The organism is Chryseobacterium capnotolerans, assembly GCF_021278965.1.
Classification (GTDB): Bacteria; Bacteroidota; Bacteroidia; order Flavobacteriales; family Weeksellaceae; genus Chryseobacterium; species Chryseobacterium capnotolerans.
In genome coordinates this window covers 3759807-3784031 of the sequence record NZ_CP065589.1, presented here as the reverse complement: position 1 = coordinate 3784031, position 24225 = coordinate 3759807, and the positions used below count along the sequence as shown (strand labels likewise).

Annotated in this window: 18 protein-coding genes and 4 pseudogenes; 9 read left to right on the top strand and 13 right to left on the bottom strand. The window is 35.5% G+C overall.

Features of this window, described 5'->3' with window-relative positions; all coding sequences use genetic code 11:
* Positions 1 to 124 precede the first annotated feature (124 nt).
* Both asnB and H5J24_RS18125 read right to left on the bottom strand, forming a co-directional pair.
* Positions 125 to 1792, bottom strand: coding sequence for an asparagine synthase B (gene asnB, locus H5J24_RS18130; RefSeq protein WP_068939633.1), 1668 nt, complete (start codon positions 1790 to 1792; stop codon positions 125 to 127).
* A gap of 728 nt (positions 1793 to 2520) precedes the next feature.
* A pseudogene (locus tag H5J24_RS18125) lies at positions 2521 to 3725 on the bottom strand (RsmB/NOP family class I SAM-dependent RNA methyltransferase).
* A gap of 683 nt (positions 3726 to 4408) precedes the next feature.
* Here H5J24_RS18125 and H5J24_RS18120 point away from each other — a divergent pair.
* Positions 4409 to 4753, top strand: coding sequence for a zinc ribbon domain-containing protein YjdM (locus H5J24_RS18120; RefSeq protein WP_027373877.1), 345 nt, complete (start codon positions 4409 to 4411; stop codon positions 4751 to 4753).
* Between the two features lie 364 nt (positions 4754 to 5117).
* On the opposite strand, the gene H5J24_RS18115 is transcribed toward H5J24_RS18120, so the two are convergent.
* Complete coding sequence (locus tag H5J24_RS18115) at positions 5118 to 6053, bottom strand: sulfate/molybdate ABC transporter ATP-binding protein (RefSeq protein ID WP_068939629.1); 936 nt, start codon at positions 6051 to 6053, stop codon at positions 5118 to 5120.
* Positions 6054 to 6128: 75 nt separating this feature from the next.
* Here H5J24_RS18115 and H5J24_RS18110 point away from each other — a divergent pair.
* Together H5J24_RS18110 and pheS are read left to right on the top strand one after the other, a co-directional pair.
* Positions 6129 to 6787, top strand: a pseudogene (locus tag H5J24_RS18110) (YceI family protein).
* 127 nt (positions 6788 to 6914) lie between these two features.
* Complete coding sequence (gene pheS, locus H5J24_RS18105) at positions 6915 to 7925, top strand: phenylalanine--tRNA ligase subunit alpha (RefSeq protein ID WP_068939625.1); 1011 nt, start codon at positions 6915 to 6917, stop codon at positions 7923 to 7925.
* Between the two features lie 275 nt (positions 7926 to 8200).
* Here pheS and H5J24_RS18100 read toward each other — a convergent pair whose 3' ends face one another.
* The gene (locus H5J24_RS18100; RefSeq protein ID WP_068939623.1) at positions 8201 to 8971 is read right to left on the bottom strand and encodes a DUF3108 domain-containing protein; all 771 of its coding nucleotides are present in this window, start codon (positions 8969 to 8971) and stop codon (positions 8201 to 8203) included.
* Between the two features lie 150 nt (positions 8972 to 9121).
* Here H5J24_RS18100 and H5J24_RS18095 point away from each other — a divergent pair, with 150 nt between their 5' ends.
* Both H5J24_RS18095 and H5J24_RS18090 read left to right on the top strand, forming a co-directional pair.
* Positions 9122 to 10177 carry an NAD(P)/FAD-dependent oxidoreductase gene (locus tag H5J24_RS18095; RefSeq protein WP_068939621.1) on the top strand — a complete coding sequence of 352 codons (1056 nt, stop codon included), beginning with the start codon at positions 9122 to 9124 and terminating at the stop codon, positions 10175 to 10177.
* Positions 10178 to 10189: 12 nt separating this feature from the next.
* The gene (locus tag H5J24_RS18090) at positions 10190 to 10519 is read left to right on the top strand and encodes a 2Fe-2S iron-sulfur cluster-binding family protein (RefSeq protein ID WP_045493683.1); all 330 of its coding nucleotides are present in this window, start codon (positions 10190 to 10192) and stop codon (positions 10517 to 10519) included.
* A gap of 85 nt (positions 10520 to 10604) precedes the next feature.
* Here H5J24_RS18090 and H5J24_RS18085 read toward each other — a convergent pair whose 3' ends face one another.
* Both H5J24_RS18085 and H5J24_RS18080 read right to left on the bottom strand, forming a co-directional pair.
* Positions 10605 to 10763 carry a hypothetical protein gene (locus tag H5J24_RS18085; protein WP_232815750.1) on the bottom strand — a complete coding sequence of 53 codons (159 nt, stop codon included), beginning with the start codon at positions 10761 to 10763 and terminating at the stop codon, positions 10605 to 10607.
* Positions 10744 to 11568, bottom strand: a complete 825-nt coding sequence (locus H5J24_RS18080) for a DUF4062 domain-containing protein (RefSeq protein WP_232815749.1) — start codon at positions 11566 to 11568, stop codon at positions 10744 to 10746. The genes H5J24_RS18085 and H5J24_RS18080 overlap by 20 nt, the downstream gene beginning before the upstream one ends.
* Before the next feature lie 335 nt (positions 11569 to 11903).
* Between H5J24_RS18080 and H5J24_RS26245 the strand changes: the two are divergent.
* Positions 11904 to 11993, top strand: a pseudogene (locus H5J24_RS26245) (ferredoxin); the annotation flags it as partial.
* Positions 11994 to 12078: 85 nt separating this feature from the next.
* On the opposite strand, the gene H5J24_RS18075 reads toward H5J24_RS26245, so the two are convergent.
* The 4 genes from H5J24_RS18075 to H5J24_RS18060 form a co-directional block, all read right to left on the bottom strand.
* The gene (locus tag H5J24_RS18075) at positions 12079 to 12660 is read right to left on the bottom strand and encodes an LOG family protein (protein ID WP_068939617.1); all 582 of its coding nucleotides are present in this window, start codon (positions 12658 to 12660) and stop codon (positions 12079 to 12081) included.
* A 72-nt stretch (positions 12661 to 12732) separates the two neighbouring features.
* On the bottom strand, positions 12733 to 14175 hold the full coding sequence (locus H5J24_RS18070; protein WP_068939614.1) for an aminoacyl-histidine dipeptidase: 1443 nt from the start codon (positions 14173 to 14175) through the stop codon (positions 12733 to 12735).
* A 121-nt stretch (positions 14176 to 14296) separates the two neighbouring features.
* On the bottom strand, positions 14297 to 14788 hold the full coding sequence (locus H5J24_RS18065; RefSeq protein ID WP_068939611.1) for a hypothetical protein: 492 nt from the start codon (positions 14786 to 14788) through the stop codon (positions 14297 to 14299).
* A 20-nt stretch (positions 14789 to 14808) separates the two neighbouring features.
* Positions 14809 to 15414: an LURP-one-related/scramblase family protein gene (locus H5J24_RS18060; protein WP_068939609.1), complete on the bottom strand. Its 606-nt coding sequence runs from the start codon at positions 15412 to 15414 to the stop codon at positions 14809 to 14811.
* 284 nt (positions 15415 to 15698) lie between these two features.
* Here H5J24_RS18060 and recR point away from each other — a divergent pair, with 284 nt between their 5' ends.
* Both recR and H5J24_RS18050 read left to right on the top strand, forming a co-directional pair.
* A complete protein-coding gene (recR, locus tag H5J24_RS18055) occupies positions 15699 to 16310 on the top strand; it encodes a recombination mediator RecR (RefSeq protein WP_068939607.1) in 612 nt (203 codons plus the stop codon).
* Complete coding sequence (locus H5J24_RS18050) at positions 16306 to 17145, top strand: glycosyltransferase family 2 protein (protein ID WP_096788265.1); 840 nt, start codon at positions 16306 to 16308, stop codon at positions 17143 to 17145. Before recR ends, H5J24_RS18050 begins: the two co-directional genes overlap by 5 nt.
* A 290-nt stretch (positions 17146 to 17435) precedes the next feature.
* Here the strand turns inward: H5J24_RS18050 and secG are convergent, their stop codons facing one another.
* The 3 genes from secG to H5J24_RS18035 form a co-directional block, all read right to left on the bottom strand.
* A complete protein-coding gene (gene secG, locus H5J24_RS18045; RefSeq protein WP_068939603.1) occupies positions 17436 to 17792 on the bottom strand; it encodes a preprotein translocase subunit SecG in 357 nt (118 codons plus the stop codon).
* A 284-nt stretch (positions 17793 to 18076) separates the two neighbouring features.
* Positions 18077 to 20107 carry a M16 family metallopeptidase gene (locus H5J24_RS18040; RefSeq protein WP_068939601.1) on the bottom strand — a complete coding sequence of 677 codons (2031 nt, stop codon included), beginning with the start codon at positions 20105 to 20107 and terminating at the stop codon, positions 18077 to 18079.
* 7 nt (positions 20108 to 20114) lie between these two features.
* Complete coding sequence (locus tag H5J24_RS18035) at positions 20115 to 21428, bottom strand: M16 family metallopeptidase (protein WP_068939599.1); 1314 nt, start codon at positions 21426 to 21428, stop codon at positions 20115 to 20117.
* Between the two features lie 311 nt (positions 21429 to 21739).
* Here H5J24_RS18035 and H5J24_RS18030 point away from each other — a divergent pair.
* A pseudogene (locus tag H5J24_RS18030) lies at positions 21740 to 24072 on the top strand (ATP-dependent helicase).
* Positions 24073 to 24225: the final 153 nt, after the last annotated feature.

Genomic DNA, 24225 nt, shown 5'->3' with positions numbered 1-24225 from the left:
TATGCCATATTGTTATTGTTAATTCAAAAAATAATCCCGTATTGCTACAGGATTAATAAATTATTACGAAAAAGTTAGAAATAAGAGGTGGAAGTGGATGGTTTTCTCTTTCACTCCAACTCAATTAATACGAAGTCTCATGCACCTTCACAGCTCTTCCGCTTGGGTCATTCATCTTTTTGAAAGCTTCATCCCATTCCAGAGCGATAGGAGTAGAGCAGGCTACGGATGGAACCGATGGAACTGTTGAGGCCGCAGTTTCACTTGGGAAGTGCTCTTCAAAAATAGTTCTGTATCGGTATTCCTCCTTGTTTTGTGGAGTGTTGAGCGGGAATCTGAATCTTGCGTTAGCCATCATTTCATCTGTAACCTCTTTTTCAGCTACCTCTTTTAAAGTATCAATCCATGAATAGCCTACACCATCTGAAAACTGCTCTTTTTGTCTCCATGCAATAGACGCAGGAAGAATATCTTCAAAGGCTTTTCTTAATACCCATTTTTCAATTTTCCCTTCAGCTGTGTTAATCATTTTATCCTGTGGGTTAACAGCCATGGCAATATCCATAAATTCCTTGTCTAAGAAAGGAACTCTTCCTTCTATTCCCCAGCTCATTAAGGCTTTGTTGGCTCTCAGGCAGTCATACAAGTGAAGTTTTCCAAGTTTTCTTACCGTTTCATCATGGAATTCTTTAGCATTAGGAGCTTTATGGAAATACAGATATCCACCGAACAGCTCATCAGAACCTTCTCCAGATAGTACCATTTTGATACCCATTGATTTGATCACTCTTGCTAAAAGATACATGGGTGTGGAAGCTCTGATAGTTGTTACATCATAAGTTTCCAGATGATAAATAACATCACGTACTGCATCCAATCCTTCCTGAACTGTAAAGTTAACCTCATGGTGCACAGATCCGATATGTTCGGCTGCTTTTTGTGCTGCTGCTAAGTCTGGAGATCCTACCAACCCCACAGCAAAACTGTGTAGTCTTGGGTACCATGCTTCCTGAGTATCACCACTTTCAATTCTTTGTCTTGCAAATTTAGCAGTAATCGCAGAAATAACAGATGAATCCAAACCTCCTGAAAGCAATACCCCATAAGGTACATCACTCATAAGTTGTCTGTGAACAGCATCTTCAAGACCTTTTCTTAGCTGATCAATATCAGTTTTGTTCTCTTTAACATGATCAAAGCTTTCCCATTCTCTGGAGTACCATTGTTGAAGTTCAGCTCCATCTTTACTGTATACAAAATGTCCGGGTAAGAAGGTTTCAATAGTTTTGCATACCCCTTCTAAAGCTTTCAGTTCAGAAGCTACATAATAGTTTCCGTTTTTATCCCATCCCTGATAAAGAGGACAGATTCCCATATGGTCACGGGCAATCAGGTACACTTCATTTTCAGTATCATATAATGCAAATGCGAAAATACCATTTAGTTTTTCCACAAAGTCTTTTCCATATTTTCTGTAGAGAGCAAGAATCACTTCGCAATCTGATTGAGTCTGAAACTCATAATCAGGAAATTCTTCTTTTAGTTCTCTATGGTTGTAGATTTCACCGTTTACAGCTAATACTACTTTTCCGTCTTTTGTAAATAAAGGTTGTTTTCCGGATGTTGGATCTACAATGGCTAGTCTTTCGTGAGAGAACACTACTTTTTCATCCTGAAAAACTCCACTCCAATCCGGTCCTCTGTGACGGATCTTTTTTGACATTTCCAAAACCTGAGGCCTTAATATCTCAGTTTTTTGCTTGGCATCGAATAAACATACAATTCCACACATATTTTTATTATTTATAGTGACAAAAGTAAAAGAGATGTTTATAAATAACAATGAAAAATATGTATAAGTGAAAAATATAAATCAAATAATTTATTTTAAAGAAAAATATTAACTATTTATGGAAATTAGCATGTTTTTGATTGATTTTTTTCGTCGGCTTGAAATTTCTTTACTCTATACGAAATAAAAATGACATATTTCTTAATATATGATAATTTATTATGCGAATTTTAGCCCTTACTTTGTGGCTCGAAATAATTTTTTTTTCATCATTTGTGTTTTTACCTTCTTGCAATTCTCATGCAAGAAGGTTTTGTTTTTATAGGGTTTTAGCAAGCCCTTCATTAGTAATATAAAATCACTAACTATATATGCTATTCATACTTTAAAATGATTTTCCTCTATTAAAAAAGGAAAAGCACCATCAGTCGGTTATGTCTTGAGTAATCGTTTTGTGGAAATTCTCTTTGAGAATAATATATTGGTATCCTTAGGGCTGTATAGAAAACAGATAAGGTTTAGATACAAGCAAAAAATTAAATTCAGTCCTTGTATCCATACTATAAATTGCCGAAAGGTATTTTAACTATAAAATATACCAGCAACATCAAAACGGTTAATCTATAGAGTTAGTAGGAAATAGAGATGAAATGTTACACAATACTTCAAAAAAACAAAAAAACTACCCCTTGGAGTAGTTTTTTATTTGTATTGTATTATAAAGTCAATTAAGAAACTCTTTCAATCAATGCCATGTAGAATCCATCATATCCTTCGCTTGGCATTACCTTCTCATCCTTAATCATTTTAAATCCTGGATTGTTTTTAAGGAATTCTTCTACCTGCAGATTATTTTCAGATGGAAGGATAGAGCATGTAGCATATACCATCTTTCCTCCTTTTTTAAGCATTTTAGAATAATCCTGAAGAATCTGTTGCTGCTCTTTTTGATTCTGTCAATAAAGTCCTGATCAATTTTCCACTTACTGTCCGGATTTCTTTTTAAAACTCCAAGACCAGAACATGGAGCGTCAATCAATAATCTGTCTGCTTTATCATGAAGACGTTTGATCACTTTGTTGTCGGAGATCATACGAGTTTCAATGTTGTGGGCTCCTGCTCTTTTAGCACGACGCTTCAATTCAGCCAGTTTCCATTCGAAAATATCTAGAGCTACGATCTGACCCTTGTTTCTCATTAATGCTGCTAAGTGAAGGGTCTTTCCTCCAGCCCCTGCACAAGCGTCTACCACTCTCTGTCCTTCTTTTACATCAAGAAAATATCCGATTTTCTGAGATGAAGCATCCTGTACTTCAAATAATCCTTCTTTAAAGGCAGTGGTAAGGAAAACATTCTTTTTTTCTTCCAACTGTACCGCATCAGGATAGTTTTTGATAGGGTAGGATACCACTCCTTCATCTGAAAGGTCAGAAATAAGTTCCTTTGTACTCGTTTTTAATGAATTGGTTCTTAAAACAGTAGGTGCCTGCTCATTCAAAGCAATCATTTCTCTTTCCCAGTTAGCACCCAATTCTTTTTCCAGAGTTTCTGCTAACCAGTCCGGAATAGAATGTTCAATTGCTTTGGTAGGAACTGTATTCTTTTTAAGTTTGGTAAGGATATCCGCAATCTTAATTCCGTCAAACTCTTCAAACTTTTTATAATTGGTTTTGCTCCAAAGAAGATAAGCAATGATCAGTTTATAAATATTGTTAGGTTTTACCCCTTCGCCCATATAATATTCAAGGCGTTTTTTCCAACGGATGATATTGTAGAAAATCTCAGAAACAACGGCTCTGTCCTGGCTTCCCCATTTTTTGTTTGCCTTTAAAAGTCTTTCAATAACTTTATCGGCATACTTGTTTTTTTCAAAAAATGTTTCTTGTAAGGCATCGTGAATCCCGATAGCCAAGTTTCTGTGAATAAGTTCCATAAATTTGCTTCGCTGTTTGAATCTGCAAAAATACGAATTAAAGTTGAGAGTTGAGGATTGAGTTGGAGAGTTTGGAAGTGAGAGGGTTTTAGAGTTGGAGAGTTAGAGTATTTAGAGCGAATATCTGATTTGCTATACATATGAATTTTATACCATATACATTTTTAATACAGAGTTCGGTAGGTGCTTTATTATTCCACGTGTTAGATCGATCGCAATGGCGCTTTACTCAGCAATGAATGAGTTGCTACCTTAGCTGAATAAAATGCCTTTGCGGGCAAAAATACAGTGTTAGTCAAAAAACTTTGTGAGCATTAGCGTTTAAAATTGAGACAGAATTATACTTAACAATTAATTTGTGGCATATATTAATCTTTTAAACGCTATTAATAAATTTCGATTCTGAATTTATAAAGACTTTTCTTAAGATTCATATTATTTTACTCGGTTAAGGTGTCTTTTATTCAATGGCAAATGAGCTCTTATTTTGCTTAAATGGAAAAACTTTGCAAATAAAATGTACATGGTTCATCAATATCCTTTATTTCTTTACAGTTAGCTTAATTAACTTTATCTAATTCACTTATTGGTGTGAAATTGATGTGCGTTTATGGTCTGCTATACTGATCTTTACCTCTTGACTTTAACCTTGAAAAAGCCCTACCTTTGCAAAAAATTAAAATATGAGTGATACAGTACTTTGTCCGAAATGCAGCTCTGAGTTTACTTACCCGAGCGATAATATGATGGTATGTTCTCAGTGTTTCTACGAATGGAACCCTGAAGAAGCAGCTTCTGAAGCAGCAAACGAGGGTAAAATATTGGACTCTAACGGGAATGAGCTTCAAGACGGTGATTCTGTAGTGGTGGTTAAAGATCTTCCTGTAAAAGGAGCACCAAAACCGGTAAAAGCTGGAACTAAAGTGAAGAATATCCGTCTAAGGCCGGGAAGCGATCATAATATCGACTGTAAGATTGATGGCTTCGGAGCAATGGCTTTAAAGTCAGAATTTGTGAAGAAAGCTTAATAACTGTTGGCAGCTGGCTTCTGGCTTTTTGCTACGGATACTTTGCTTTTTGATTAAAAGTTTTGAACTGAAAATCATAAAAAAAGGAAAAAATTGGACAGAGTAATCTTTCAATAGACTTAATTGCAAGATTGCTAATGTCCGTCTAAAAGGCAGAAAGAGAAATAACCAATAATTTCCTTATGCTGTGGAAATACAAATGTAAGAAAAAGTTTAATAACTGATTCTTATGTTTGTATTTTTTTTATTGATAAGTGTAAGGAAATGTATGAGTTATGTGTTGTTTTGTGGTAGGGTGAAAGATAAGGGAAGTGAGGTTGCTAAGTCTATACACTGGAAGTAGGCTCTCACCTTCCTCTTCAATTTAAATAAATGAAATGTTGACTGATTCATGTAGTTTATCATCAGTATAAACTACCAGTTCTTTATTCTTTGCTTTAACTTTATTCCAATAATAGTTTCCAGCAAATCTGCTTTCAAGAACTTCAGCTTCAAAACCATTTTCAGAAATTTTTATTCCTTTTGGATAATAGAAAAACTTGGATAGCTGGAAATCTTCTGCTTCATTTTCACTGAAAATATTTACCTCACCAAACAATTTGGCAACATATGAATTGTAAGGATTTTTATAGGTTTCTTCCGGACTATCGTTCTGAATAAGTCTTCCATTTTGAAGGATAACAATCTGATCCAGCCATGGCATAATGTCTTGAAGTTCGTGAGTAGAAATAATCAGAGAAATCTGATGTTCTTTTACATATCTGAACAGTCTTTCTCTAAGTTCAATCTTTCTTGGAAAATCAAGATTACTGAAAGGTTCATCAAGGATCAACAGTTTAGGCATAACGGATAGCGCTCTTGCGATGGCGACTCTTTGCTGCTGTCCGCCGCTTAAATATTTTGGAAGTACATTGGCAAACTCCTGAAGTCCTACAACTTCAAGAAGTTCCATAACGGTTTCTCTTTTCTTTGTTAAATTAATATTCGAAATAAATTTACCTACATTTTCAGCAACTGTGGCATAAGGCATCAGATCAAAATTCTGTGCTACAAACTTCATTTCAGCTTCACCGGGAACAAGATTTCCTTTTGGTCCTAACAGTTTGGCTCCATTAAAAATGATCTCTCCGCTTTCCCAATCAAGCAGTCCGTACACCAAACCCAAAAGAGTAGATTTTCCGCATCCGCTTTCTCCTGCCAAAGCTATAATTTTATTGGCCTCAAATCTTAAATTAAGGTTTTGAAAAAGCGGTTTTTCTTTGGTGTGAGAGAAGAATAAATTGTTTATTTCTAAAAGCATATTACAAATGTAAGGTTTTTATGAAAACATAATTTTTTTTATTATATTAGCGGGAGTAATAAAAATAAATCAAAAATGAGAAAAAAACTGTTTTCGTTAGCTATTCCTGCTTTATTCGTTGCTGCTGTAATGGTTTCTTGTAAAAAGATAAACCGCTTACCAGCGAAAGTAATGAGGTGACTACAACCAAGGATGGTAACCAGTACACTTTGGATACGCTAAACAGTAAAGTTGAATGGAAAGGATATAAAGTATTCAAATCTGAGAATACAAGCCACTTCGGAACAATTAAGTTTGAAAGTGGTGATGTAACAGTGAAGGAAGGAAAACTAGAAAGCGGTAAATTTGTTGCTGATATGAATTCCCTGACCTCTGTAGACTTGAAAGACAGTCCGGATGATATGGGAAAATTAAACGGTCACCTGAAGAGTGGAGATTTCTTTGAAGTGGAAAAATTCCCAACGGCTTCTTATGAAATTACAAAAGTTACTCCTGCTACAGAAGGTGATTATAATACTCTTCTGGATGGTAATTTAACAATTAAAGGGATTACAAAACCAGTTCAGTTTAAAGCGAATGTTTCGGTGAAAGATGGAGATGTAAGTATTGCTACTGAGCCTAAGGATATCAAAAGAGAAGAGTTTGGCGTGAAGTTTCAGGCTCCTGCTGAAAACGGGGTGATTAAAGATGAGGTAACTCTTCAGATCAACGTTAAAGCCTTAGAAAAGAAATAATTTTTTTATTTAAGTGAAATAAGTGATTGAAGTCTGCCTCTCGAAAAAGAGGCAGATTTTTTTATGACGGACCTATTATTCAACTTAAAAGTCGTATTTTTGCAAAACATTTTGAAAGGGTAAAATAATGATAGAAAAGATAGAAGAACTACTGATCGAAGTAAACGGCTTCAATGCTACCTCTAAGGAAGAGATAGAGAACTTCCGTATCAAGTACAACGGTAAAAAAGGAGTTCTGAATGATTTTTTTGAAAAATTTAAAGAAGTTCCTAACGATCAGAAGAAAGAATTCGGACAGAAGATCAATACTTTGAAACAAGCTGTTGCTGTGAAATTGGAGGACCTGAAAACAGCTTCTGCATCTTCTGTTGTGATAGAAAAAGAAGATCTTACTAGACCGGCATTTCCACTAGATCTGGGATCAAGACATCCGATCAACCTGGTTAAAAACAGAATTATTGAAATCTTTAAATCCATTGGATTTGCAGTAGCAGATGGTCCTGAGATTGAAGATGACTGGCATAACTTTACCGCATTGAATCTTCCGGAATATCACCCGGCAAGAGATATGCAGGATACGTTCTTCATTGAGCAGAATCCGGATATTCTTTTGAGAACGCATACTTCTTCTGTACAGACTCGTTATATGGAAGAAAACCAGCCGCCTATCAGGATTTTATCTCCGGGAAGAGTGTTCAGAAATGAAGCAATTTCTTCACGTTCTCACTGTATCTTCCATCAGATTGAAGGATTGTATATTGATGAGAATGTAAGTTTTGCAGACTTAAAGCAAACAATCCAGTTCTTTACTACTGAGCTTTTCGGAAAATCTAAAATCAGAATGAGACCTTCTTATTTCCCATTCACTGAGCCAAGTGCTGAGATTGATGTATATTGGGGATTAAACTCTGAAACTGACTATAGAATTACCAAAGGTACAGGATGGTTAGAAATCATGGGTTGTGGTATGGTAGATCCTGCCGTATTAAAGAATGTAAATATTGATTCTGAGAAATATTCAGGATACGCATTTGGAATGGGTATTGAAAGAATTACCATGCTTCTTTACCAAATGAGTGATATCAGAATGTTCTTCGAAAATGATATAAGATCCTTGGAGCAATTCAAGACATTATAATACAATAAACCTCCGGAGCTCCGGAGGTTTTTGTTTTTAATTACTGACCTAAGAAACAAAACGTAATTAAAAACTGATCTTATTGAAAAATTTACACGTGTCTGTTTCTTATATCCATACTTCGGGTAGGCAAGGGATTCCATCGAAGTATTGACATTGCAGCCTCGTTGCTGCTTCTATTAGTAAGACAATCTTTATTTGATATCTATTACATTTAAAATAAAAAATGTCTGTAAAAAATTACAGACATTGATTCGTTAAAATTGATTATAGGTTTACTTGGTAAACTTTAAGGGATATTTTACATTTTTGTAATCATCAATACTTGCTTTAAGCGACCCTACTGCTAATTCAGCTTTCAAGAGCATTGGCAAGTGGTTGGCATCATTGGAAACCCACATGGTTACCCCTTCTTTTTCTTTGAATACTCTTCCGCTTTTTACAGAAGGAATAATTTTTAAACAATTGATCGTCCCAAATTTTGTTTTTAAATTCTCAGTGCCTATTACTTTAAGCTGAAAAGGAAACATTTCATCATCAATCCATACATTCATGTTGATTACAGTTCCTACTTTCAGCTCATCCGGCCTTTTGCTTCGCAGATAATAGAAACAGGAAAGCATATCCTGAACACCTTTTACAGATTTGATAACCTTTGAACCATTGGCTGGTGTTTTCTTATCTGTTAAGATTAAAGTATTGTTATCATGATTAAAGGCAGTTTCAAAATGCTGGCGATAGCTTCCTTCACGTACGTTTCGAACATAATAGCTGGGCAATCCGCTTGCGCTGTCAATAAAACTTTCATAGAGGTCTTCTACTTTGAAGAAAGCTTTTACGGCACCGGTAGTCTGCCCGGTCCCTTTTACGTATAGATGAGGCTCTCCTTTATACGTGGTCTTTTTAGTCGTAAGGTTAGCGGTTCCGGCATTCAGGAACCCATAATGGATTCTAAGAGTGATGGATTCGCCATCTGCGATGTTATCAATTTGGGCAGAGCCTAAAAAGAATATGAGTACGGCAAAAAGGTTTAAAATTTTCTTCATAACATGACATTTACAAAAACATTGCCAAAATTAAAATCTTAATTGATAGATATTTGACAAATCTCAGCTTTTTATTTAGAATCAATTAAATATGCTTCGCATTAAAATTAGTAAATTTGCAGCTACATGTATAATTAAATTATCTAAATTATGATAACCACTGATATATTGATCATAGGGGCAGGTCCTACAGGACTTTTTGCAGTTTTTGAAGCAGGGCTTTTAAAAATGAAGTGCCATATTATTGACGCACTTCCACAACCAGGAGGGCAATTGGCCGAACTTTATCCGAAGAAACCTATTTTTGATATTCCAGGGTATCCTTCAGTAAACGCTGGAGAATTAGTGGATAATTTGATGGAGCAGATCAAGCAGTTTCAACCAGGATTTACTTTGGGGGAAACAGCAGTTTCTTATACCAAGGTAGATGATGAATGGTTTGAAGTCGTTACTAACAAAGGTACTGTTCATAGATGTAAAGCTATTGCTATTGCAGGTGGATTGGGTACTTTCGAACCTAGAAAACCTACTTTCGAAAATGTAGCTGATTATGAAGAAAAAGGACTTGAATATTTCGTTAAAGAACCTGAGCACTTCAGAAATAAAAAAGTAGTAATCGCCGGAGGGGGAGATTCTGCCCTTGACTGGAGTATTTTCCTTTCTAATGTAGCTAGCGAAGTCACTTTGATCCACAGAAGAAATGAGTTCAGAGGAGCTTTGGATTCTGTAGAAAAAGTTCAGGATCTGAAAAACGAAGGGAAAATCAAGTTGATTACCCCTGCTGAAGTTACTGGTATCAGAGGGGATGGAAAAGTAGAAGCCATCACTGTACAAAAAGATGGTGAAGATGCTTTTGAAATTGAAACAGATTATTTCATTCCATTATTCGGATTGACTCCAAAATTGGGTGAGATCGGAAACTGGGGATTAAATATTGAAAAGAATGCGATTGTGGTAAACAACGCTCTTGATTATCAGACAAACATTGAGGGTATCTACGCAATCGGAGATATCAATACCTATCCGGGTAAATTAAAATTGATCCTTTGTGGTTTCCACGAGGCTACTTTAATGTGTCAAAGTGTTTATAACAGATTGAATCCTGGCAAAAAATTCGTATTAAAATATACTACAGTAAGTGGAGTAGACGGATTTGACGGAAGCCGTAAAGAAGCAGAGAAGGCTGTTGTGAAAAAAATTGACTAATTTTGCAGAATTATGTCAGATATTAATATTAAAATCACCGACAGAGAAGGTGTAACCCACGATGTTATAGCTCCAACGGATATGTCCATGAACTTAATGGAAATTATCCGTTCCTATGAATTGGCTGAAGAAGGTACTATTGGGGTATGTGGTGGAATGGCGATGTGTGCTTCATGCCAGGTTTATGTAATCAATGATCCGGGCTTAGAACCAATGGGAGATGAAGAAGATGCTATGCTTGCTGAAGCTTTCCATGTGAAAGATAATAGCCGATTAGGCTGTCAGCTGCATATTGCAGATGCCATGGAAGGGCTTGAAGTGGAAATTGCTCCTTATCCTTAGAAAATATTTTTTAATCTTCATAAAACCCGTTCGGATTTTCCGAACGGGTTTTGTTTTTATATTTAAACTTTAAACGATTTTTATTTTAGAAAGGAAATTCATCATCATCTTCCTCTTCTTCTTGATGCAACACAAATTCATCATTCCATTCTGGTTTTTTTATAAACTTTAGTTTTAAATCATCATCAAATATTGATTTAGAAACTTCTAATTTGTATCTTTTTCTATTGTTTGATTTTTTCAAAAACTTCATACTCTCCTTCTTCCTCCCAAGGCAAAATAACTTCATGTTTATACCCTCTTGCGGAAAGTAATTCTTTCATATCATTAAATCCCTCTATATAAAAATTATACGGAATATCAAGGATCGTTCTCAACTCTTCAACTAAGGGGTGATTAATCATCAATATTTTGTTAATTTCATCATCCTTTTCTTTGTTTTCATCACTTAAAACTGTAACAATCTTATTTAATGTCTGAGCTGTTTTTTCAAGATTTTTAATTAAGGAGACTTCCTTAACTCTAGTTTGTTCTTCTAGGAATCTTTGAAATAATCCAGCAAATTGGTCTTTTAGATATTTACTTATTTCTGAAGCTGTGTCAAATCCTTTGATGTTATTGTTATTATTCAGGTTTTTAATTTCTTCAATAAATTGATAAACTCTAACATCATCTACATATCTAAAAGATATTTCTTTATCCTTGTTTATTAAGTAGGTTTCATATTCTGCTAAAACATTTTTTTCAATGAAAATGTAGACTTGTTTGTTTTCTTTTAAAGCGGTTCTTAACTCAATCTGAGATATGGAGGAATTATTTCTTTTAGACTCTGATCCAAATCTTCCTCCAATTATGGAAACGAGAATATCAATAGATTTGATTTCTTTATAACAATATTCTTCAAGAGCATCATCTTTTCCATAAGGAATATCACCTTCTTCATTTCTTATAGTTTCATATCCTAAGGTATCTATAAATAGGTCAAGATCAGTTCTAATTTGTTTGAGATCATAAAATGTAGAACTTATAAAAATTCGAGGTTTGGCCATAGTTTTTTATATAATTTTTGAGAAAGTCAAATATAAGAGAAGTATTTTAAATTTCTTCTTTAGAAATCTATTTTCCAACTGTTAGAGACTGATAGTTTCTAATTTTTCAAGCAGATCATCAATATTGTCACTGATGGAGAAGCATATTCTAGTTTACAGTCTTTAAAAAGCCATTATTCACTATATTTTCAATCAAATTGATTAGGTCAATATAAAAGCATCAATATTTAAAATAATAAGTTTTTTATAAAGCCTAAGTTGTACCTAGGTAGTCATTTTGAAGAATTCTTCCAAAGTTTCATAGCTGCAGGAAAGAACAAGTTCTGTAAGATTCCCATGTGAAAGATAATAGCCGATTAGGCTGTCAGCTGCATATTGCAGATGCCATGGAAGGGCTTGAAGTGGAAATTGCTCCTTATCCTTAGAAAATATTTTTTAATCTTAACAAAACCCGTTCGGATTTTCCGAACGGGTTTTGTTTTTATAGTAAATTGAAATTCCGAATAATTTTTATACTTCATCCTTAGAAATCACCTTCCAAACAGTAGGAGCTTCATAATTTTTCATCTTTTCAAGTAAATCATCAATATTTTCGCTGACCAACAGCATATCTTTGTTGACTTGCTTTAAAAATCCTTTATCTACCATATTTTGAATCAGTTGGATCAGATCATTATAAAAACCGTCAATATTTAAAATTCCGATAGGTTTTTTGTGAAGTCCAAGCTGTGCCCAGGTAATCATTTCGAAGAACTCTTCTAAAGTTCCATAACCGCCGGGAAGGACGATGACTCCATCACAGAGATCATTCATTTTGGTCTTTCTTTCATGCATGGTTTCCACGAGAACCAATTCTGTAAGGTTTTTATGGGCAATTTCTTTAGCCTGTAAGAACTGAGGGAGAACGCCGATTACCTTACCATTTTCACTTAAAACACCATTGGCTACCGTTCCCATTAGACCTGTTTCTGAACCGCCATAAATGAGTTGTATATCTTGTTTTGCCAGGGTTTGTCCAAGCAAAAAAGTTTGTTCTTTATAAATATCATCCGACCCGAAACTTGAGCCGCAGAATACTGTTATACTTTTCATATTTAAATGTTTTAAATTAAAAATATCCAAAATCAAAAGACTTTGGATATTGAATATAGTTATTTTACTATTTTATTTCTGAGGAATATTCGCTAAAATATCTTTCAGGAAGCTCCAGAATTTCTGAGCAGATGGAATGTTCGCTTTCTCATCAGGAGAGTGCGCTCCTCTGATGGTGGGTCCGAAACTTACCATTTCCATTTCAGGGTAATTAGCGCCGATGATACCACATTCTAAACCTGCGTGGCAAGCTACTACATGAGGTTTTTCATTGAACTTCTCTGTATAGATCTTTTCCATGATCTGTACAATTTCAGATCCTGGTCTTGGTTTCCATCCTGGATATGAACCGCTGAATACCACATTCATTCCAGCTAATTCTGCTACAGATTTCAATTGTTCTGCTGTAGAATATTTAGAAGAGTCTACTGAAGATCTTGTAAGGTTAAGTATTTTTAATTCACCACCTTTCAATTCAACTCTTGCTACGTTATTAGAAGCTTCTACAAGGTCTGCTACATCCGGGCTCATTCTGTAAACTCCATTGTGAAGAGCTTTTAAAGTAAGGATTACTTTTTTAGAATCACCTTCTGAAATTGCTTTGTCAGAAGAGGTAGAGTTCTCAATATTGATTTGAAGCCCTGCTTCAACAGAAGCAAATTCTTCTAAAATTTCTGTCTTAAGAGCAGTAACTTCCTGAATGAATTCCTGAGCATTTCTTACAGAGATAATAGCTACACCTTCTCTTGGAATAGCATTTCTTAATCCACCTCCGTCAATAGAGATCAGTTCTACATTTTGATTTTCTATTCCTTTGTAAAGAAGTCTTCCCAGAATAATGTTGGCATTTCCGAAACCTTTGTGGATATCCATTCCTGAGTGTCCCCCTTGTAAGCCTTTTACTTCAATTCTTACGATCTGTCCTTTTGGAGCTTCTACAGCATAGTTTTGAGTAATCGTAACGTCTACACCTCCTGCACAGCCGATGTCAATTTCATCATCTTCTTCCGTATCAAGGTTTAATAAGATTTCTCCGGTAAGCTGTCCTGGTTTTAAACCGATAGCCCCTGTCATTCCTGTTTCTTCATCAATCGTAAATAAAGCTTCTAATGCAGGGTGCGGGATATCTGAACTTTCAAGGATAGACATAATAGTAGCGACTCCTAAACCGTTATCTGCTCCTAAAGTAGTTCCTTTTGCTTTTACCCAGTCACCATCAACTTCCATTTTGATTCCTTCTGTTTCAAAATCGAAATTAACGTCGTTGTTTTTTTGGCAAACCATATCCAAATGCGACTGAAGCACAATAGATTTACGATTTTCCATTCCTGCAGTAGCAGGTTTTTTAATAATTACGTTTCCTACTTCATCTACAGTAGTTTCTAAGCCTAAATCTTCACCAAATCCTTTGATGAAGGCAATTACTTTTTCTTCTTTTTTAGATGGTCTTGGAACTGCATTTAATTTGGAGAAATTTTTCCAGATTATTTGCGGTTCTATGTTAGATAATGCCATTGAAATTTATTTTTCTCAAATTTACAAAATAAAAAATGCTTCCGTAGGTTACAGAAGCATTTTTATGAGTTATTAAGTAGGAATAAGTAAGTTTTTGAATGAGCTTATTCACTTTTTGTTGTTAACATCCACATTCTCCATAGATCGGGGTTGTAATAACACTGCCATCTGGTTTTTCAATGGTCAGGGTACCTTCAAAGAGTAAAGCTTCTTCGCCTTTTATCTTTTTACCTTTTACGGAGATTTTATAGCCTTCATTTTCTATTTCTTTGGTCAGTTCTTCATCCACTTCCATATCACTTGAAGAGATCAGATTCATGGCAAGTCTTTTACCATCCAGCTTCATATAAGCTGTTTTTCCGGCATCGTCAGCATAAATATATTTTTCAGCTTCAAAATCAGCTTTGTTCCTTGCAAAATAGCATGAACATTCTTTGATTTCTTCAGGAAATGAAATGGTTTCAATCTGAATTTTCCCAGAAGGAATACTTGCTGTAGCAGAGTCCTTGGCTATGTTTGAAGAATCTGTGGCAGTGTTCGCAGAAACTGTTTCTTTGTCCTTTTTACAGGATACTAAAAGAAATGCAGAAAATAAAATGATTAGGTATTTCATGTGTTTGTGGTTTTGAAATGTTAGCCTCTTGCTCTTTCAAGAAGGGTCATCATTAATAATGAAAGAATTACTAAACTTTCTTCTTCATCATCAATGTCGATTAATCTATCTAATTGGAATCTTCTTCCAAAGAATGAAGGCATTTTTTTTAGTTTGAAATATGCTTTTCCGTCAATACCGGTAACAGTATAAGATGGATTCAGGAAATATCCTGTAAACATTCCGATGATAGGAAGTTCGCCTACTAAGCTATCCCAGAATCTTACCCATGCACTGTCTTCCTGTACTTTGAACTTAGGTTGATCATTGGCATCTAGAATATCGTAGCTTGATTTCCAAAGGGAACGCATTCCTTTTCTGGCTAATCTTCCATAGTTTTTGTTGTCTACAATATCATTTAAAGAATAAGAAGCATTAAAATCAATCCATTGATTGGCTCTGATTCTGAAAAGTTCTTTTGATTTGCTCTCGTCATTGAAAACGATAACGTCTTCTTTCAGTTTGAACATTTTCTGACGTACGTATGCTACGTAATTTCCATTTTTGTCAGTAATGTTGAAGTCACTGGCTAGTGTCGAAATTTTAAACTTGAAATCCAGTGGATAATTTAGGTTGTTAAGTACCATGTGTTAGTTAATTTTTTTCATATTTAATTTAAGCCGCAAATATAGCTGTTTTTTTAGAGTTTCGGAGTATAACGGCCGAATTGGAATCTAAATTGTCATTATGAGACAATCTAAACGTCAAAAGTGAATTCTGCTTTGCAGACGAATAGTGAATGATTGTAGTCTGTAAAGTTGACAAGCGCAGCGAATTGACGATTGACCATTGGCTTTTCAGTATTCTGAAACTCAAAAAACTCCTCTTCAGGATAGATTGTTTTCCTTAAATATTGCTTATTTTTGTAGCTATGGATTATCCAAGTAAAGTGTTGGCAAAGGCAGTTGATGAAATTTCAGGGTTACCTGGAATTGGGAGAAAAACAGCTTTAAGATTGGCATTACATTTATTAAAGCAGCCTAATTCCAGAGCGGTGAGCCTTGGGAATTCCCTGATTAATCTTGTCAACGAAATAAAATACTGTAAAGAGTGTCATAATTTTTCTGATTTTGACATCTGTGAGATCTGCAGCAATGAAAAAAGAAGTGGTGAGTTGATTTGTATTGTAGAGGATGTAAGGGATGTGATTGCTATTGAAAATACAGGTAAATATGGTGGAAAATATCTGATTTTGGGCGGAAAGATTTCTCCGATGGAAGGGGTAGGACCAAGCCAGCTGAATATTCCAAGCATTGAAAGAAAACTGAATGAAGGAAAGGTAAAGGAGTTTATCTTCGCATTGAGTGCTACTATGGAAGGGGATACTACGGCTTATTATATTTATAAAAAGTTTAAAAATTTTAACGTGAATTTTTCAAGCATTGCAAGAGGAATCTCGGTAGGAGATGAATTGGAATATGCAGATGAAATCTCACTGGGAAGATCTATCATCAACAGATTACCTTACAACGAAAAGGATTAATATGAAGCTGTCTATTATTATTGTCAATTATAATGTCACCCAGTTACTCAGAAACTGTCTTTTGTCTATTCAACAATATATAAAAGAAGTGGAGTACGAGGTTATTGTAATAGATAATGCCTCTACAGACAGTTCATGGCGGGATCTTATCTCAGAATTTCCTGAAGTACACTTTATTCCTTCGGAAGCGAACGATGGTTTCTCAAAAGCTAATAATCAGGCGATACAAACTGCGAAAGGAGAATATGTATTACTTTTAAATCCTGATACGGAGTTCGAAGGTTTTTATATGAAGGACCTTTTAGATTTTGCGGATAGCCAGATTGATTTTGGATGCCTGGGAATACGAATGCATGATGCTGAAGGAAATTTTCTGCCGGAAAGCAAACGTTCGGTTCCGGATATGTTCAATTCCTTTGAAAAACTGTTCACCAATTTTAAAAAAAATAATTCTAAATCCTATTATAGAAACGATATAGAAGAATATGCTGTGGCTGAAGTTGAAGTCATGACAGGAGCTTTTTTATTGGTGAAAAAAGAGGTTTATGAAAAGATAGGCGGATTGGATGAATCTTACTTTATGTATGGCGAAGATATTGACCTTTGCTATACTCTAATAAGAAACGGCTATAAAAATTATTATTATGGTAAGGTCTCTATTCTTCATCATAAAGGAGAAAGTACCGTAAAGGATGATGTGTACCTGAGTCGTTTTTATGGTGCTATGCAGATCTTTATTGACAAATATTATAAAGAGTCAAAACCGATGCAGTATTCATTTTTAAAAGCAGGCTTAAAGCTTCGTCATCAGATTGAGAAGATTAAGCTGAAGTAAATAAGTTAGGAGCTGGAAGAGAGAAGCTGTAGGTCATTAATCAATGAAATCTTCTGCTTTTTAACTTCTATAAAATGAGGCTTTATTTATTTCATGGTGTCATTCTGAATACAAACTGAAGGTTTGCGAACGTAGTTCAGAAGTGAAATGAAGAATCTAAATTATATATGGGATTCTTTCACCATGAATATAAGTGGTAATAATTACCCAAGTTAAATATTGAAGACATAATATAATAAAAAAGCAACTCGATCTGAGTTGCTTTTGTTGTATGTAGAAAAATAATCTTCTTATTTAGCTGGTGCAACTGGTGTTGAAACCGGTGCAGTAGTTGTTGAAGAAGCAGGAGCAGATTGTTTTGCCGGAGCTTCTTTTTTAGCTGGTTGCTGTTGAGTAGGAGCCACTTGTGATGGTTTACCCGTGATCACAACACTTAAAAGGATAAGAACGATGATAGTTCCGCCTAGAGTCCATGTTGCTTTTTCCATGAAATCATTGGTTCTTTGTACTCCAAACTGAGCAGAAGATGCCCCTCCGAAAGTACTGGAAAGACCTCCACCTTTTGGGTTTTGAGCCATAACAACAATTACCAATAAAACACTGGCAATCATAATAAGAACCATCAATAGTGTAAATATAGTATCCATTAATTTTGATATCTTTTTGAATGGGCAAATTTAATCTTTTTTTACTGAATGGCAAAAAAGATATCGGTAAATATGGCACAACAAGAAAAAAAATAGAAATTAAACAATGATTTATGCTTAAATAATATCAAAAGGTCTTTGAAAATATAAGTCAGATCAATAGGCATGAAACTTAATCGTAGTGGGAGTGTGATTGTGTAAAGTTTCCAAATCTGTAAAGTGAAGCATAATTAAAAAAGACTATCCCAAATTGAGATAGCCTTTTAATAGAATTGTTTGCTTTTTTATTTAAAGTCAGAATCTTTAGCCTGGTTAAGCTGGTAGGACTGTACTGCCAGATTGATTTCCATCCCGCCCATATTCTGAATAATGGTAAATGGAAGTTTTACTCCTGATACGTCTTTATAATCAGTAAAGCTTGTAGGCATAGAACCTCCTTCACCAGTTTTTATTTCACCCGTTTTTAAACCGGTTTTTACACTGTAATAATAGGTTTGTTTTGGACCCTTTACCACATAAGAGTCTTCATTGTTATATTTTTCGATTCCTGCTAGCTTTAATTCTGTTGATTTAGCAAAAGTAAGCTCTGGGAAAAGTTCCGGTTCTGCCATAGAGGCTTTTTGCTTATCGTTCAAAGGAATTTTTTGCCCCTGTGCTTCAGCATATCCGTCTTTACCATCAAAAACGATTTTCTGGAGGGTATTGCCCATCATTTTCATTTCCATCATCATTTTTCCGCCTTTCCCCTGGATCAGCTTCATGTTCATATCCATTCCCTGAACCTTGGTTGTAGCATCAGCGGTAATGGAAGTCACTTTCTGAACAGCCGCTAAGCCTCCTATTGCACTGATGTACTTATCTGCTACAGAGCCGATCGTTACATTTGCATCCACTTTCTGTGCTGTAGGTTTTGCTACCGGATTGGCTTCTTTATCAAAATATTTTACAGGATAACCTAATTTTTCAAGTCCTTCAGCAATATCAGATGCCTTACCTGCAATGAAAATTCTGCTCTGGTTAGGTAGAATGGTAGCCTTTACCGCATTAGATACATCCGCAGCAGTAACCTTGTCAATAGACTTTAAATAATTGGTATAGAAATCTGCCGGAAGATCCTGAACTTTTTGATTCAGAGCAAATTTTGCTATGGTTTCAGGTTTTTCTAACGACATAATGAAAGAACCCTTCAGTTTGGCCTTGGCATTATCTAATTCCTCTGGCTTAACGGTAGAAATGGCGTTCAATTCATTCATCATTTCCTTAACAGCTTTATCCGTAACTTCATTTCTTACGCTGGTTTCTGCTGAAAAGTCTGGTGAATACTTGCTCGCATTCATGCTGGAATACGCTCCGTATGTAAATCCGTTCTTTTCTCTAAGATTCATGAAAAGTCTTGCTTCACCACCACCACCAAGAATATAGTTGGCCATAGTAGCAGGGAAGTAATTAGGATCTTTCATCTTAAGATTGTTCAGGTTGCTTACAGACAATACAGATTGTACAGCAGAGGGAACATCAACCACATTGATCTCTGTCTTGGCAACATTCGAGGCTGGTTCTAAAGCTGCAAACTTAGTATTTGACTTTTTCCAGTTTCCGAATGCTTTTTCAACCAAAGGTTTGATCTGGTCAAATTTCACATCTCCAACAATGACTAAGTAAGCATTATCAGGAGCGTAGTATTTATTGTAAATGTTTTGAATATCTGTAAGTTGAACCTTGTTGATGGACTCAATAGTTGCAAATTCTCCTCTTGAAGTGTTTTTTCCATACATCAAAGCATTAGAAACTTTTTCAGCAATAGAGGAAGCATTCTTTTCATCGGCTTTTAATCCTTCAATAATTCTTTCTTTCGCATTTTTAACCTCTTCTGCAGAGAATTTTGGATTTACGATAGCATCTGCCATTAATCCCAATACTTCAGGGAAATATTTTGAAAGGGAGTTTGAAGAAGCTCCATTGGAAGAAAAGTTGATATTTGCGCCTAAGAAGTCTACTTTCTTATTGTATTCATCTTTACTAAGGTTGGTTGTCCCATTATCCAGCTGTTCCGCCATAATCATGCTTACTCCCGTTATATTTCCCTCGTTGTAAGGAGGTCTGTCCATCGAAAGTGTGGTATTTACTCTGGGTAGTTTGTTGTTTTCAACTACCATTACAGTTAATCCGTTGTTAAGCTGAAATGTTTTTGGTTTGGCAATGTTGATGGCAGGAGTAGGTCCTGGCTTTGGCATTGCATTAAGATCAATTTTTTGGGCAGAAAGCATTCCTGCAAATAAAAATGCCGCTGCTATATAGGTGAATTGCTTTTTCATGGGTAAATTATTTTTTCTCAGGAACGTAATTGATAATGATTCTTTGGTTAGGATTCAGATACTTTTTAGCTGCATTCTGAATATCTTGTTTGGTGATTGATCTGTAGATATCAATCTCTTTGTTAATAAGATTGGTATTCCCCATCAATACATGGTTCGTTGCTAAAGAAGCGGCAATTCCCTGAATGCTTGAGTTCTGATTCACAAACTGGTTTTCAAACTGATTCTGAATTTTTTGATAATCTTCATCAGAAATTAAAGTAGTCTGAAGTTTTTTAATCTCTGCATCAATATCAGTCTGTAAAGTTTGCTTAGACGTTTGCCCCATTGGGATTGCAAAGAAGGCAAAAATACTGTAATCTTCAAGGCCCTGGTTGAACGCGGCTACCTGAAGTGCTTTTTTATCCTGATCTACTAATTTTTTATATAAAATAGAAGATTTACCATTGCTTAAATAAGAAGAAAGCATGTCTAAAACATAAGCATCTTTTTCTTTATTAGCAGGAGTTCTGTAGGCAAATACATACGCCGGAAGCTGGATGTTAGGATCTGTTGCTGTTACTTCTTTTTCCTGAGTGATCGGAGCGTCTTTAGGGAAGTCTTTTGGATATACTGTTCCTTTTGCAATACCGCCATAATATTCTTCAATCCATTTTTTAGTCTGTTCAGGCTTGATATCTCCAGCAACGACTAAAGTAGCATTGTTCGGAACATAGAATTTCTTATAAAAAGCCTGGAACTCTTCAAGTTTAGCCGCATTCAGATCTTCCATAGACCCAATGGTTGGCCAGTTGTATGGGTGATTGGTAAACAAATTCTTTTGAATTGTAGAGAAAAGATTTCCATAAGGCTGGTTATCCATTCTTAATCTCTTTTCTTCTTTTACCACTTCTCTCTGAGTATCTACTCCTACCTGATTAATAACGGCATGACGCATTCTTTCAGCTTCCATCCATAATCCAAGCTGTTCATTATTGGATGGGAAAGTTTCGTAGTAATAGGTTCTGTCGTTGGTCGTGTTGGCATTGTTTTGTCCTCCGTTTGAAGAAACGATCTTGAACCAATCTCCTCTCTTAATGTTTGGAGTTCCTTCGAATAAAAGATGCTCAAAGAAATGGGCAAAACCGGTTCTTCCCTTTACTTCATCCTTTGCACCAACGTGGTACATTACCCCTGTAGTAACTACCGGAGCCGAGTTATCCTGATGAAGAATTACGTGAAGACCGTTTGGCAAGTCATACTCTTCGAATTTAATTTGCTGTGCATTCAGCATGAGCCCGAAGAAAGCTACGGCAGCAGCCGAAAGAAGTCGCTTTTTCATAAAGTTAGAAATTGTTTATCAATAAGTAGGAAAAGTGAATTAAATGTTACAAAAATGTTGGAAATTGATAGGCTAGTGGTGAATGGTTAATTCGCTTCGCTTGTCAATTTTGATAGACTACAGCCATTCACTATTCACCTGCGAAGCAGAATTGACTATTCACGTTTAAATTATCGTTTGAACAAAAAAACAATAGTGATTTTACTATCCTTATCAGCTTTTACAGACTATCAAAATTGACTATTGACATTTCATAATTTGAATTCTCCTCTGAATACCTTAATTTTGTGTTCCCAAAATTTTTTTGCAGTATGGACTATTTGAAAGGACTCAATGAATCACAATATGAAGCCGTTACCTCTTTACAAGGCCCTCTGATGGTACTTGCAGGAGCTGGTTCCGGAAAAACACGTGTGCTTACCATGCGTATTGCCCACCTTATCCATAATGGAATAGACCCTTTCAATATCCTGGCACTTACCTTTACCAATAAGGCAGCGCGCGAAATGAAAGAACGTATTGCTAAGGTAGTAGGAGACAGTAATGCAAGAAGCCTTTGGATGGGAACATTTCACTCGGTTTTTGCAAGAATTTTAAGAATAGAGGCTCATCTCCTGGGTTATCCTTCCAATTTTACTATTTATGATCAGCAGGATGCCCTGAATGTGATTAAAAAAGTACTGAAGGATATGAATATTGATGCTGATCTTTATAAACCTAAAAAAGTTCAGGCAAGAATTTCGACTTACAAGAACAATCTTATAACGGTAAAAGCTTATTTCAACAATCCGGAACTGATGGAAGCTGATGAAAAAGCCAACATGAAATTTATCGGACAGATTTACCAAAAATATGTAGAAGCATGTTTCAGAAACGGATCGATGGACTTTGACGACCTGTTGTTGAAGACCAACGAATTATTAACTCGTTTTCCTGAGGTGCTGGCGAAATATCAGGACAGATTCAGATATATCATGGTAGATGAGTATCAGGATACGAACCACTCTCAGTATCTTATTGTGAAAGCACTGGCTTCTAAGTTTGAAAATATCTGTGTAGTAGGAGATGATGCCCAGTCTATTTATTCTTTCCGTGGAGCCAATATCTATAATATCCTGAATTTTAAAAAGGATTATCCGGATGCCATTACAGTATCTTTGGAACAAAATTACCGTTCCACACAGAATATTGTAAATGCAGCCAATGTTGTTATTGCTAAAAACTTACAGCAGTTTAAGAAAAATGTTTTCAGTGATAATGAAGAGGGAGACAAAATTAAAATTTACCGTTCCCTTTCTGATGCAGATGAAGCGAACTTTGTCGCTGGAAATATCTGGGAACTTCGTAACCGTGATCAGAGAAAATATAGTGACTTCGCTATTTTATACAGAACCAACTCCCAGACCAGAGCATTTGAAGATGCACTGAGACGTAAAAATATTCCGTACAAGGTATATGGTGGTCTTTCGTTCTACCAAAGAAAAGAGGTTAAAGATTTAATTGGTTATCTGCGACTTTTAATCAATGAAAATGATTCGGAAGCATTGATGAGAATCATTAATTATCCTACCCGAGGAATTGGAGAAACTACACAGAATAAATTGATCGTTTTTGCGGATGCTCAAAATATTGCCGTATCAAAAGTTCTTGATAACCTACCCATGTATGCTCCTCAGCTAGGACTTAATAATGGCGTTTTAAACAAACTGAATGATTTCTGGTCTATGATCAAGGCATTTCAGGTATTGTTAAAAACAGAAACGGCTTACAGTGTGGCTATGGAAGTAGCTAAACGAAGTGGTCTGATCAAGTTTTTGAAAGATGATCAGACTCCGGAAGGGATCTCAAGAGTAGAAAACGTTCAGGAATTAATGAATTCTATGCAAGGGTTTATTGAAGAGCAGATACAGCTGGAAGATGGAGATCCGAGTCTTTCCAATTTCCTTGAAAATATTGCACTTTCTGCAGATACTCAGGATAAGGAACTGGAAGATGATATGGTTTCATTAATGACTATTCACCTTTCCAAAGGTCTTGAATTCCCGGTAGTTCACCTGGTAGGCCTTGAAGAAAACCTTTTCCCAAGCTTTATGAGTTCGGCCACCAGAGAAGATCTTGAAGAAGAGAGACGCTTGTTTTATGTAGCATTAACCAGAGCAGAAAAACAGGTGTTCTTTTCCTATGCCATTTCCCGTTTTCAGTGGGGGAAAATTACAGATGCAGAACCATCACGATTCCTGAGTGAGATTGATGACGAGTATATTGAATTTCTTAATCCTGCGATGGAGAAAAGATTTATCAATAACTCAGGGGTGAAATCCAATATTTTTGATGAACATCCGTCAGAAATAAAATCTTTCAAAAAGGTAGAAAAAAGACGCTTAACAGAGGGGAAGATAATGCGAAACCTGCTCAGGAAGTAAGAAAACTGAAACCGGTAAGCACGGCCAAAATCATCAATCCTAGCGGAGCTTCTTCTCAGGATATTGAAGTAGGGGATAAAGTGAGACATGATCGTTTCGGGATTGGAGAGGTTACTTTCCTGGATGGTACAGATCCTCAGAATATCAAAGCAAAGGTGGTATTCATGCATGAAGGTGAAAAGAATCTTATTCTGAAGTACGCTAAGCTTACAAAAATTTAATCCTAAAAGTTTCTCAAACGGAGATCTATTTTATAAAAATTTAAAACGGTTCCATAAAAAATGGAACCGTTTTTTTATTGGGAATTGCTGCCATGTATTTAAAAAAATAGTAATTTTAAATAAGGGATAGAAAGAAACGATGATCATTTTTTA

What these genes read in the sequence shown, in the direction of transcription:
- H5J24_RS18120 (WP_027373877.1), top strand. Translation starts at nt 4,409, where the DNA reads ATGAGTGATACAGTACTTTGTCCGAAATGCAGCTCTGAGTTTACTTAC.
- recR (WP_068939607.1), top strand. Translation starts at nt 15,699, where the DNA reads ATGGATTATCCAAGTAAAGTGTTGGCAAAGGCAGTTGATGAAATTTCA.
- H5J24_RS18060 (WP_068939609.1), bottom strand. Translation starts at nt 15,414, where the DNA reads ATGGTACTTAACAACCTAAATTATCCACTGGATTTCAAGTTTAAAATT.
- H5J24_RS18095 (WP_068939621.1), top strand. Translation starts at nt 9,122, where the DNA reads ATGATAACCACTGATATATTGATCATAGGGGCAGGTCCTACAGGACTT.
- H5J24_RS18040 (WP_068939601.1), bottom strand. Translation starts at nt 20,107, where the DNA reads ATGAAAAAGCAATTCACCTATATAGCAGCGGCATTTTTATTTGCAGGA.
- H5J24_RS18100 (WP_068939623.1), bottom strand. Translation starts at nt 8,971, where the DNA reads ATGAAGAAAATTTTAAACCTTTTTGCCGTACTCATATTCTTTTTAGGC.
- H5J24_RS18115 (WP_068939629.1), bottom strand. Translation starts at nt 6,053, where the DNA reads ATGCTTTTAGAAATAAACAATTTATTCTTCTCTCACACCAAAGAAAAA.
- H5J24_RS18065 (WP_068939611.1), bottom strand. Translation starts at nt 14,788, where the DNA reads ATGAAATACCTAATCATTTTATTTTCTGCATTTCTTTTAGTATCCTGT.
- asnB (WP_068939633.1), bottom strand. Translation starts at nt 1,792, where the DNA reads ATGTGTGGAATTGTATGTTTATTCGATGCCAAGCAAAAAACTGAGATA.
- secG (WP_068939603.1), bottom strand. Translation starts at nt 17,792, where the DNA reads ATGGATACTATATTTACACTATTGATGGTTCTTATTATGATTGCCAGT.
- H5J24_RS18080 (WP_232815749.1), bottom strand. Translation starts at nt 11,568, where the DNA reads ATGGCCAAACCTCGAATTTTTATAAGTTCTACATTTTATGATCTCAAA.
- H5J24_RS18070 (WP_068939614.1), bottom strand. Translation starts at nt 14,175, where the DNA reads ATGGCATTATCTAACATAGAACCGCAAATAATCTGGAAAAATTTCTCC.
- H5J24_RS18035 (WP_068939599.1), bottom strand. Translation starts at nt 21,428, where the DNA reads ATGAAAAAGCGACTTCTTTCGGCTGCTGCCGTAGCTTTCTTCGGGCTC.
- pheS (WP_068939625.1), top strand. Translation starts at nt 6,915, where the DNA reads ATGATAGAAAAGATAGAAGAACTACTGATCGAAGTAAACGGCTTCAAT.
- H5J24_RS18090 (WP_045493683.1), top strand. Translation starts at nt 10,190, where the DNA reads ATGTCAGATATTAATATTAAAATCACCGACAGAGAAGGTGTAACCCAC.
- H5J24_RS18075 (WP_068939617.1), bottom strand. Translation starts at nt 12,660, where the DNA reads ATGAAAAGTATAACAGTATTCTGCGGCTCAAGTTTCGGGTCGGATGAT.